Source organism: Streptomyces sp. NPDC049837, assembly GCF_040674455.1.
Taxonomy (GTDB): Bacteria; Actinomycetota; Actinomycetes; order Streptomycetales; family Streptomycetaceae; genus Streptomyces.
Map to the genome: position 1 here is coordinate 224,061 of NZ_JBFAMP010000012.1, position 11,556 is coordinate 235,616.

Sequence of the window (11,556 nt, forward strand, 5' to 3'; positions counted from 1 at the left end):
CACTCACGCACGGCCCCGGGCCACCCCGCCGGTCGCGGTCGCGTCAGCCCGGGTAGACGGGGGACGTACCCTTTTCGACCATCGGCTGCCAGTTCGCGCCCGCCCGCAGCCGCACGATGCCGTCATCGGCGGACGCCGCCACCAGCGGGGAGCGCTCGTCGTTCGCCGCCGCGACGACCTTCACCTGGTTCAGTCCCGGAATCGCGGCCGCCGATGTGGAGCCGTCCGTCTGGATGTAGCGCACCTGCTGCACCCCGCCGGCCAGCTTGCCCAGCACGACCAGCCGGCTCTGCCCCGCCCACGACACCGACCTCACCGACTCCATCCGGGGGGCGATGGCCTGGAGGTCCACGACCTGGACGGTCTCCTTCGCGTCGGAGCCCTGCCTCTCGACCCGCCCGATGTGCAGGGTCGTCTTGCCGTCCTTGGTCAGCAGCAGCGCCATGCGCACCCCGTCCTCGGACACCCGCAGCGCCTCGATCCGCCATCCGTCGGCGAGCCAGGGAGCGGTGACCGGCACGGGCTCCGCGGAGCCGTCCGGCACGTACAGCAGCCGCGGGTTCGCCGGGTCGCGGTCGGCGACCCACAGGCCGCCCCGGCCGTCGAAGCTGGGCGCGGACAGCCGGTCCTCCCGCCTGGGACCGTTGCTGCGCACCAGCGGCTGCGGCAGCTCCACGTCCGCGTCCGAGACCACGGAGGCCACCCGCAGGTGACGGTCCTCGTCCGAGACGGCGGCCGCCCGGCGCTCGTCGCGGGCGACGGCGACCTTGCTCACCCTCACCGCCCCGTTCCCGAACGGCCCCTGCACGGGCGACGGGCTGCCCACGTTCTCCGCCCCGGCGTCGAGCTTCGCCAGCCGCCCCGACGCGTCGAGGAAATACGGGTTCTCATGGAGGCCCCCGGAGGGAGCGGCCCGGTAGTTCTCCTTCTGGCTCTCCTCCAGCAGGCACAGCCTGCGCCCGTCCTCACTCTGCAACTCGACCTGCGACACCCGGGTGGACGCCAAATCGCCAACCGTGAACAGCAATTGAGCCGCCATCCGCCGGCACGTGCCGTACCCGATATTGTCCGCCTTTTTATTGAGCGGCACCTTCAGCTTGTTCTGTTCGTCGGGCGTCAGGGACGTGACACCGTCCTTCAGGGCGACACCCGTGGGGAAACTGGAATCCACCACCGGGTCCAGCCAGTTCGTCGGCCCCTCCAGCAGCGCCTTGACCGTCTGCGCCACCGGGTCCATCCGCGTCACAGGATCCTGCCGCTGCCGGATGTACACCGGGTCGGCCACCACCCAGTGCCGGCCGGAGGCGAAGTAGTACGTGTTCACCGAACGGTAGTTGCGCTGAAAGTCCGACTCTCCGAGCAACAGCCCCGGAGGCAGGTCGTCGATACGCCACTCCTTGCCCTTGCCGTCCGGGCCGGGCGCCTGCACCAGTTGGATCGCGCCCGCGTACTTGGCCCTGCCCACCGGCTGGTAGGCGTGACGGCTGTCCACCGTCGCGATCTGCTCACCGTGCAGGGAGTAGACGAGGCGTTCCTGCGCCTCACGGATACCGCTCCGCTCCCGCCTGCTGACCGGGGCGGCCATGAGCACCGTGGTGCTCTCCTCGGGCTTCCACTCCCCCGCCGCCTTCTTGGTCAGGTACGTCCTGGCCGTCGCGAACCCGGGGTCGTCACCGGTCATCGCCTCCAGGAACCCGTTGACGATCTCGTCCGGCTCCGCGTTCTCCCGTGGCGACACCGGATACACCCGCACCTGCGAGTCCCCGGGGTTGGACGCCCTCACCGGGGAGACGTCCCCGCTGTCCGGCATCGAACCGCACCCGGCCAGCAGCACACCGCATCCGAGCAGCGCGGCTGCGCGCACCGCCGGTCCACGGCCGCGACGACGCTCAGCGCCCACGAGTCGTACCCTCCCGCTTCACTTCCTGCCCCGTGGACGAGGCGTCCTCGCCCGCCCGCTCCCCGGCTCCGCGCGCCACGACCCGGGACCCGTTGCCGGGCAGGGCCGTCGGATCGGCGGCCACCTGCGCCGCCTGCCGGGGCGGCAGCGACGTACGCGCCGGACCGGGCAGCCCCGGACGGGCCGATCCCGCGGCCTGCCCCGGCACCGTCGGCAGCCGGCCCGCGCCCTGCGACGCCTCCTCGGCGGCCGCCCGCTCCCGGTTGCGCCGCGAGTCCTCCGGCTCCAGGGGTATCGGCGAACCGCGCAGCGGCTCGTCCGCCGTACGCGGCAGCGTCAGCCGGAACTGCGAACCGCCGCCCGGCTCCCCCCACGCCTGGAGCCAGCCACCGTGCAGCCGGGCGTCCTCCACCGCGATCGACAGCCCCAGCCCCGTACCACCGGTGGTACGCGCGCGTGCCGGGTCCGCCCGCCAGAAGCGGTTGAACACCCGCGTCGCCTCGCCCGGCTTGAGTCCGACGCCGTAGTCGCGCACCGCGACGGCGACCGCACCGCCCGCGGCGGCCATGCGCACCACCACGTCCCGGCCCTCACCGTGCTCCACCGCGTTGACGACCAGGTTCCGCAGCACCCGCTCGACGCGGCGCGCATCGGCCTCCGCGACCACCGGCTGCTCGTCACCCACCACGAGGATCCGGCCGCCCTTGCGCTCGGCCAGCGGCTCGGCGCCGCCGATCACCCTGCGGACGACCTCACGCAGGTCTATCGGCTCCGCCTCCAGCGCCGCCGCGCCCGCGTCGAAGCGGCTGATCTCCAGCAGGTCAGACAGCAGCGACTCGAACCGGTCCAACTGGTCGCCCAGGAGCTCCGCGGAACGGGCCGTCACCGGGTCGAAGTCCTCCCGCGCCTCATGAATGACATCGGCCGCCATCCGCACCGTGGTCAGCGGCGTACGCAGCTCGTGCGAGACGTCCGAGACGAACCGCCGCTGCATCCGCGACAGCTCCTCCAGTTGCTGGATCTTGAGCTGGAGGTTCTGCGCCATCTTGTTGAAGGCCTCGCCGAGCCGGGCGATGTCGTCCTCACCGGTGACCTTCATCCGCTCCTGCAACCGGCCCGCCGACAGCCGCTCGGCGATCCCGGCCGCCATCCGTACCGGCGTCACGACCTGCCGCACCACCAGCCACGCGATCGCGCCCAGCAGCACCACCACGAACAGCCCGGCCGTCGCCAGTGTCGTCTTGACCAGGGCGAGCGAGTCCTCCTCTTGCGTCAGCGGGAAGAGGTAGTACAGCTCGTACGAATTGCCGTCGATGTCATTGAGGCGTTTGCCGATGACCAGCCCGGCCTCCGACGGCTTGCCGTCCGAATAGTTGATCCGGGTGTACGTCTGGAACGTCCCCGGCTCACGCGCCACCGACTCCCGCAGCTTCACCGGAATGCTCCGCGCCGGCTCCACACCGCCCGAAGCCCGCGCACCACGGCTCGGCGCCGTGCCCTCCGTGTCGGAGCTGAGAGCCACCACGTTGAACGCGCCCTGGCCGCCGCTCGCGAGCTGCACGACCAGATCGGACCGCCAGTTCAGCGACGCCCCCGCGGTCCCACCGTCCGGCCCACCGGCGCCCTGGTGCTCGTCCGCCTGCGTCTGGGCCGCCGAGAACCCGCCCGACGCCTGGCTCTGCGCCGCCCGCTCCTTGGCGTCCAGCAGACCGTTGCGCATCTGCCCGATGACCACGAACCCGAGCAGCAGCACCACCCCGAGCGACATCAGCAGCGTGCCGACGACCACCCGCAACTGGATGTTCCGCCGCCACAGCCGCACGGCCGGCAACAGCGGACGGCGCAGCAGCCGCACCAGGAGCCGGAGCACCGGACCACCCGGCGCCCCGTCCTGGAGCAGACGGCCCGGCCGCCATGGCTGACGCCCCGGCCCGGCAGCCCGCCCCGCACGGACTCCCGGGTTCCCGGGCTTCGGAGCAGCACTGCCGCGGGACATGTCAGCTCGGTCCGGCCTTGTAACCGACACCACGGACGGTCACGACGATCTCCGGCCGCTCCGGGTCCTTCTCGACCTTGGAGCGCAGCCGCTGCACATGGACGTTCACCAGCCGCGTGTCCGCGGCGTGGCGGTAACCCCACACCTGCTCCAGCAGCACCTCACGGGTGAACACCTGCCACGGCTTGCGGGCCAGCGCGACCAGCAGGTCGAACTCCAGCGGAGTCAGCGCGATCGACTGCCCGTCCCGCTTCACGGAGTGGCCCGCCACATCGATGACCAGGTCACCGATGGTGAGCTGTTCCGGCGCGGGCTCCTCCGACCTCCGCAGCCGCGCCCGGATCCGGGCGACCAGCTCCTTCGGCTTGAACGGCTTGACGATGTAGTCGTCGGCCCCGGACTCCAGCCCGACCACCACGTCGACAGTGTCGCTCTTGGCGGTGAGCATCACGATCGGCACTCCGGACTCGGCGCGGATCAGCCGGCACACCTCGATGCCATCCCTACCGGGCAGCATGAGGTCCAGCAGCACCAGGTCCGGCTTGGCCTCCCGGAAAGCGGCAAGTGCCTTGTCGCCGTCCGCTACGAACGACGGCTCGAAACCCTCACCACGCAGCACAATCCCGAGCATCTCGGCCAGTGCGGTGTCGTCGTCGACGACAAGGACGCGTCCCTTCATAATCGACATCATCCCATTAGCTAATCGTTACCTGGCGTGACCTGGCACACAGCTCGGCAATTCCGCCCCCGGTGACCGGGGACACCACCCCCAGCTCGGTGACGATCGCCGTCACCAGTTCCGGCGGTGTGACATCGAACGCGGGGTTGTACGCCTGCGTCCCCAGCGGCGCCACCGGCAGCCCGCCGACCGCTCCGGCTCCCGCTCCACCGGCCGCCACCTGCGGCGGCGCGGTGAGCTCCGTGACCTCCTGTCCGGCCCGCTGCTCCACCTCTATGGACGCCCCGTCCGGCGTGTGCGGATCGATCGTCGTGACCGGCGCCACCACGATGAACGGCACATGGTGGTACCTGGCCAGCACGGCCAGCGGATAGCTCCCGATCTTGTTCGCCACCGAACCGTCGGCGGCGATCCGGTCCGCCCCGATCAGCACCGCGTCCACCTCCCCCGCCGCGAACAGCGAGCCCGCCGCGTTGTCCGTGAGCAGCGTGTACGGCATGCCGTTACGGGCCGCCTCGTACGCCGTCAGCCGCGCCCCCTGCAACAGCGGCCGCGTCTCGTCCACCCACAGCCGCCGCAGCCTGCCCGTCCGGTGCGCCTCCAGCGCCACGGCGAACGCGGTCCCCTCCCCGCCCGAGACCAGCGCCCCGGTGTTGCAGTGGGTCAGGATCCGGTGACCGCCGCCCGGCATCAGCTCGTCCAGCAGCGCCAGCCCGTGCCCCGCCATCAGCGCGCTCGCCTCTGCGTCCTCCCGGTGCAGGTCCCTGGCCTCCGCCAGCGCCGCCCGGGCGGCCCGCTCCCGGTCCTCGCCCTTCTCGAGCGCCACCCGGTACGCGCCGGCCGCCCGCCGCACCCCGTACCCGAGGTTCACTGCGGTGGGCCGCGCCCCCGCCAGCAGCGCGGCCGCCTCCTCCACGTCGTAGCCCCGCACGGCGGCCAGCGCCACGCCGTAGGCACCGGCGATGCCGAGCAGCGGCGCGCCCCGCACGGCGAGTGTCTGGATCGCCCGGACCAGCGCCGGCACATCCGTGCAGACCAGCTCGACCTCCTCGGCGGGCAGCCGCGTCTGGTCGAGGAGCACCACCACGGGCCCTTCAGGCGGCTCCTCCCAGCGCAGTGAGGGCAGCGTGGGCGGTTCGGCGACGCCAGGGGTTTGTGCGTACTGATCAGCCATCCGCCCAGTCTGCCCGCTGAACCACGGACAATGAAGGTGCCGAGGAGATCCGACCCCAGGCCCGCCCGCGGACGGCGCGTGGCACCATGGCTGCCAACCTGCCGCCCCACCAAGCGGCCCGGCACCGTGACCGAGCCGGCTCGACGAGCCGGCACCGCGACGAATTCACGAGGTGGACGACCGTGAACGACACTCCGGGCTGGGCCTCGCCCGGATCCTCGCCCTCCGACGGCCAGGGCGCCGACGTCCCACGGCCGGCCGAGCCCTCCGACGCGCCCGGCGCGACCTCCAAGTGGTCCAAGGACCAGCCGCCCGCCGGCCAGTGGTCCCCGCCCACGGCGCCCGGCCAGCCCGGCCCCGTTCCGCCCCACGCGCCCGCACCCGGCTGGGGCGGCGGTCCGTACCCGGGCGGTCACCACCAGGGCGGCTGGGGCAGGCCGCCGGCCGCCAAGCCCGGCGTGATCCCCCTGCGCCCGCTCGGCGTCGGCGAGATCCTCGACGGCGCGGTCTCCACACTGCGCGCCCACTGGCGCACGGTGCTCGGCATCACGCTCACGGTCTCCGTCGTCACGCAGATCGCCGACATCCTCCTCCAGCGCTACCTGGTGCCGGCTCCCCCGCGGCTCAGCGCGGACCCCACCCCGCAGGAGGCCCTGGACCAGTCGGTCGAGTCGCTCAAGGCGAGCATGATCTCCCTCGGCCCCACGATGGTCATCACCCTCATCGGCACCTCCATCACCACCGCCCTGCTGACCATGGTGATCAGCCGTGCCGTGCTGGGCCGCCCTGTGACGCTCTCCGACGCCTGGCGCGAGGCCCGCCCCCGGCTCCCCCAGCTCTTCGCCCTCACCCTGCTGCTGCCGCTGCTGAGCGCCGCCATCATGACCGTCGGCCTGCTGCCCGGGCTGCTCCTCGGCGGCCCCGAAGGCGCGATGCTGGCCGCCGTGGGCGGCATCGCCGCCGCCGTGGTCATCCTCTGGCTGCTCGTCCGGTTCAGCCTTTCCTACGCGGCACTGATGCTGGAACGGCAGGGCGTGATGGCGTCCCTGCGGCGCTCGGCCAAGCTTGTCCAGGGCACCTGGTGGCGGATCTTCGGCATCCTGGCGCTCACCATGCTGCTGATGTTCCTCATCTCGATGATCATCGCCATTCCGTTCACCCTGATCGCGTTCGCGGTCGACGGAAACGGCCTCGGCGGCCTGCTCACCGGCACGGCCCCGGAGTTCGGCTGGCCCTTCCTGATCATCACCGGCGTGGGAGCGGTCATCGCCGCCTCGATCACCTACCCGATCTCCTCGGGAGTCTCCGTCCTGCTCTACATCGACCAGCGCATCCGGCGGGAGGCCCTCGACCTGGACCTGGCCCGAGCTGCCGGCGTACCCGGATACGGCTCCCCCTCGCCCGGCGACACCACCCCCAGGAGCTGATGCGGTGCCCATCACGGGGGGCCTGACGACGGCGTGGCCCATGGTCCACGCGAACGACGACGTACCGCTGGACACCCCCCGCGTCCCCGCCCGCGAGGCGGCGGAGCGGGAACTGTCCAAGCCCATGTACCACGAGAACGACCCGAACCTGCTCCAGCGCGCGCTCGACAGGTTCTGGGACTGGGTCGGCGGGCTCTTCGACTCCGCGTCGGGAGCCACCCCCGGAGGCCCACTCGGACTCGTGGCGATCGCCCTCGTCGTCCTGGCCCTCCTCGGCGCCCTGTGGTGGCGGCTCGGCACCCCGCAGCGCACCCCCGCCACCTCGGACTCCCTCTTCGACGACCGCACCCGCAGCGCCGCCCAACACCGCACCGCCGCCGAAGAGCACGCCGCCGCCGGCCGCTGGAACCAGGCCGTCCAGGAACGGATGCGAGCCATCGTGCGCTCCCTGGAAGAACGCACCATCCTCGACCCACGCCCCGGCCGCACCGCCGACGAGGCCGCCGCCGATGCCGGCCGTCCCCTCCCCGCCCACGCGGACGAGCTCCGGGCCGCCGCCCGCGCCTTCGACGACGTCACATACGGTGGCCGCTCCGCCGACCAGCGCACGTACCAGCGCCTCAAGAACCTGGACACCGCCCTGGAACGGGCCAAGCCCCAACTGAGCGACGCCACCCGGGGAGCGGCCGGATGACCGCCACCTCCACCCCCGCCTCCACCTCGACGTCCCTCACCCCCCATCAGGTCTGGGCACGCACCAGAGGGCTCCTGCTCGCCCTGGCCATCCTCATCGTCGCGGGCATCGTCATGGCCCTCTTGCGTTCGGATGCCCAGCACGGCCAACTCGACCCCCGCTCCGCCGACCCCACCGGCAGTCGCGCCATCGCCGAACTCCTCGAACAGCGCGGTGTCACCACCCGGGTCGTCACCACCCTCGACGAAGCCACCAGCGCGACCGGACCCGACACCACACTCCTCGTCACCACCCCAGACCTGCTGACGGACCACCAGCAGAGCATTCTGCGCAGCGACATGGACACCGCAGGCGGCCGCACGGTGCTCATCTCCGCCGGCACGCCCTCCGTCGGCACCCTGGCGCCCGGAGTGAACACGGCCTCCTCCGCCCCGGTCTCGGTACTCTCCCCCCAGTGCTCCCTGCCCGCCGCCGAGCGCGCGGGCGACGCCGACCTCGGCGGCGAGCGCTACACGACCGGCCTCCCCGGCAGCGACGCCTGCTACCCGAGCGACGGCATGCCCACTCTTCTGCGGATCAACGGCCCCGCAAGCAGCGACACCGTCCTCCTGGGCGCCCCCGACATCCTCTACAACGAACGTCTGGACAAGCAGGGCAACGCCTCGCTCGCCCTCCAACTCCTCGGCTCCCGGCCTCATCTCGTCTGGTACCTCCCTTCGCTCAGCGATCCCTCCGCCGCCGATGGCAGCGGTGACAGTGACGTCCGTGAAGAAGACGCCGGCGAACGCGGCTTCCTCGACCTGATCCCCTCCGGCTGGCTGTGGGGCACCCTCCAACTCGCCCTCGCCGCCGTGCTCGCCGCCATCTGGCGCGCCCGCCGCCTCGGTCCCCTCGTCACCGAACAGCTCCCCGTCACCATCCGCGCCTCCGAATCCACCGAGGGCCGCGCCCGCCTCTACCGCCGAGCGAACGCCCGCGACCGCGCGGCCACCGTCCTGCGTACCGCCACCCGCACCCGGCTCGCTCCCCTCCTGGGCGTCCCCGCCACGGAAGCCCACTCCCCCGACTCCCTGCTCCCCGCCGTATCGGCCCGGCTCGCCGCCGGGGACAGAGACCTCCAGACCCTCCTCTTCGGCCCGGCCCCCACCGACGACGCCGCGCTCATCCTTCTCGCAGACCAACTCGACGCCCTCGAAAGAGAGGTACGCACCTCATGAGTGCCCCGACCCCCGAGACCGCTGAGAACTCGGACAGCGCCCGCTCCTCCCTGGAAGCGCTGCGCACCGAGATCGCGAAGGCCGTGGTCGGGCAGGACCCCGCTGTCACCGGACTCGTCGTCGCCCTGCTCTGCCGAGGCCACGTCCTCCTCGAGGGAGTGCCCGGTGTCGCCAAGACGCTGCTCGTACGCGCGCTCGCCGCATCTCTCGAACTGGACACCAAGCGCGTCCAGTTCACCCCCGACCTGATGCCGAGCGACGTAACGGGCTCCCTGGTCTACGACGCCCGCACCGCCGAATTCTCCTTCCAGCCCGGCCCGGTCTTCACCAACCTCCTGCTCGCCGACGAAATCAACCGCACACCGCCCAAGACGCAGTCATCGCTCCTGGAAGCGATGGAGGAGCGCCAGGTCACGGTCGACGGCACTCCCCGCCCGCTCCCCGAGCCCTTCCTGGTCGCCGCCACCCAGAACCCGGTCGAGTACGAGGGCACCTACCCGCTCCCCGAAGCCCAACTGGACCGCTTCCTGCTGAAGCTGACGGTCCCTCTGCCTTCACGCCAGGACGAGATCAACGTACTGACCCGGCATGCCGAGGGCTTCAACCCGCGCGACCTGCATGCCGCCGGCGTACGCCCCGTCGCCGGTCCCGCCGACCTGGAAGCCGCTCGGGCCGCCGTCGCCAAGACCTCCGTCTCCCCCGAGATCGCCGGCTACGTCGTCGATATCTGCCGTGCCACTCGTGAATCCCCCTCGCTCACTCTCGGCGTCTCCCCGCGAGGCGCCACCGCCCTGCTCTCCACCGCCCGCGCCTGGGCCTGGCTCACCGGCCGCGACTACGTCATCCCGGACGACGTGAAGGCCCTGGCCCTGCCAACCCTGCGCCACCGCATCCAACTGCGCCCCGAGGCCGAGATGGAAGGAGTCACCTCCGACTCCGTCATCACGGCGATCCTCGCCCACGTCCCCGTTCCCCGATGAGGCAGTGACCCGTGGCCCTCACCGGACGAACCGCGCTCCTCGCCGCCATCGGCTCGCTCCCCGTCGGCATCCTCGCCCCAAGCTGGACGGGGATGCTCGCGGTCAACGCGCCCCTCTCACTCGCAATTCTGTGCGACTACGCTCTCGCCGCGCCAGTGCGAACGCTCCGGTTCACCCGAAGTGGTGACACAAGCGTTCGACTCGGTGATGCCGCCGAAGTCCACCTCACCGTCACCAACCCGTCCCGGCGCCGCCTGCGCGCCCACCTCCGCGACGCCTGGCCGCCCAGCAGTTGGCTCCCCGGCGCCGAGCAGGCCGCGTCCCGGCACACGTTGACGATCCCCGCCGGCGAACGCCGACGCCTCACCACGGTCCTCCGGCCCACGCGCCGCGGCGACCGTCAGTCCGAACGCGTCACGGTCCGCTCCTACGGGCCACTCGGCCTCGCCGCCCGTCAGGGCAACCACAAGGTCCCCTGGACGGTACGCGTCCTGCCGCCCTTCACCAGCCGCAAGCATCTTCCGTCCCGGCTGGCCCGACTCCGTGAGCTCGACGGCCGCACCAGCGTCCTCATCCGAGGCCAGGGCACCGAGTTCGACAGCCTCCGTGAGTACGTCCCCGGCGACGACACCCGCTCCATCGACTGGCGCGCAACGGCCCGCCACACCACCGTCGCCGTACGCACCTGGCGCCCCGAACGGGACCGCCACATCCTGATTGTCCTCGACACCGGCCGCACCTCGGCCGGCCGCGTCGGCAACGTGCCGCGCCTGGACGCGTCCATGGACGCCGCACTCCTCCTCACCGCGCTCGCCTCACGAGCCGGTGACCGAGTCGACCTCCTGGCCTACGACCGCCGCGTCCGCGCCCGCGTCCAGGGCCGCTCCGCCAACGACATCCTCCCGGCCGTCGTGAACGCCCTCGCCCCGCTCGAACCCGAGCTCGTCGAAACCGACGCCCACGGCCTCAGCTCGGCCGCCCTCACCAACGCCCCGCGCCGCTCGCTCATCGTCCTTCTCACCAGCCTGGAAGCCGCACCCATCGAGGAAGGCCTCCTCCCGGTCCTTCCTCAGCTCACCAAGCGGCACACGGTTCTCGTCGCCTCTGTCTCGGACCCTCACACGGAAACGATGACGAAGGCACGCGGCAGCGTCGAAGCGGTTTATGAAGCTGCGGCCGGCACACAGACCCAGGCCCAGCGCCACCGCACGGCGGAACAGCTCCAGCGCCACGGCGTCACGGTCGTGGACGCGACCCCCGACAATCTCGCACCGGCCCTTGCCGATGCCTACCTCGCCTTGAAGGCAGCGGGACGCCTCTGACGCTGAGCTGATCTGAGCTGAGCTGAATACCAGGACGGACAGATCCCGGAGAAAGGCCCGGTGCCTGCCCTGGAACGCAGAAAAGCCCCGCACCATAAGGTGCGGGGCTTCCCCACAATAATTGTTCGGCGGCGTCCTACTCTCCCACAGGGTCCCCCCTGCAGTAC

At 71.8% G+C, this 11,556-nt stretch carries 9 protein-coding genes; 5 read left to right on the forward strand and 4 right to left on the reverse strand.

What is annotated here, in order from left to right; all coding sequences use genetic code 11:
* Positions 1 to 43: 43 nt before the first annotated feature.
* The 4 genes from AB0J57_RS28910 to mtnA are packed head-to-tail and all read right to left on the reverse strand — an operon-like array spanning position 44 to position 5,749.
* Complete coding sequence (locus AB0J57_RS28910) at positions 44 to 1,900, reverse strand: LpqB family beta-propeller domain-containing protein (protein WP_366131267.1); 1,857 nt, start codon at positions 1,898 to 1,900, stop codon at positions 44 to 46.
* A complete protein-coding gene (gene mtrB, locus AB0J57_RS28915) occupies positions 1,890 to 3,896 on the reverse strand; it encodes an MtrAB system histidine kinase MtrB (protein WP_366131268.1) in 2,007 nt (668 codons plus the stop codon). Before mtrB ends, AB0J57_RS28910 begins: the two co-directional genes overlap by 11 nt.
* 1 nt (position 3,897) lies before the next feature.
* Entirely contained in the window at positions 3,898 to 4,587 is a 690-nt protein-coding gene (mtrA, locus tag AB0J57_RS28920) for a two-component system response regulator MtrA (protein WP_187740742.1), read from the reverse strand.
* Positions 4,588 to 4,591: 4 nt separating this feature from the next.
* Complete coding sequence (gene mtnA / locus AB0J57_RS28925; RefSeq protein ID WP_366131269.1) at positions 4,592 to 5,749, reverse strand: S-methyl-5-thioribose-1-phosphate isomerase; 1,158 nt, start codon at positions 5,747 to 5,749, stop codon at positions 4,592 to 4,594.
* Between the two features lie 182 nt (positions 5,750 to 5,931).
* Between mtnA and AB0J57_RS28930 the strand changes: the two genes are divergently transcribed.
* From AB0J57_RS28930 to AB0J57_RS28950, 5 genes are read left to right on the forward strand one after another with little or no spacing between them, the layout of a single operon-like run.
* On the forward strand, positions 5,932 to 7,176 hold the full coding sequence (locus AB0J57_RS28930) for a hypothetical protein (RefSeq protein ID WP_366131270.1): 1,245 nt from the start codon (positions 5,932 to 5,934) through the stop codon (positions 7,174 to 7,176).
* A gap of 4 nt (positions 7,177 to 7,180) precedes the next feature.
* Entirely contained in the window at positions 7,181 to 7,870 is a 690-nt protein-coding gene (locus AB0J57_RS28935) for a DUF4129 domain-containing protein (protein ID WP_366131271.1), read from the forward strand.
* Positions 7,867 to 9,087: a DUF4350 domain-containing protein gene (locus AB0J57_RS28940; protein ID WP_366131272.1), complete on the forward strand. Its 1,221-nt coding sequence runs from the start codon at positions 7,867 to 7,869 to the stop codon at positions 9,085 to 9,087. Before AB0J57_RS28935 ends, AB0J57_RS28940 begins: the two co-directional genes overlap by 4 nt.
* Positions 9,084 to 10,067, forward strand: a complete 984-nt coding sequence (locus AB0J57_RS28945; RefSeq protein WP_366131273.1) for a MoxR family ATPase — start codon at positions 9,084 to 9,086, stop codon at positions 10,065 to 10,067. Before AB0J57_RS28940 ends, AB0J57_RS28945 begins: the two co-directional genes overlap by 4 nt.
* A gap of 11 nt (positions 10,068 to 10,078) precedes the next feature.
* Positions 10,079 to 11,389 (forward strand): DUF58 domain-containing protein, encoded by a 1,311-nt coding sequence (locus tag AB0J57_RS28950; RefSeq protein WP_366131274.1) that lies wholly within the window; start codon positions 10,079 to 10,081, stop codon positions 11,387 to 11,389.
* Positions 11,390 to 11,556 lie beyond the last annotated feature (167 nt).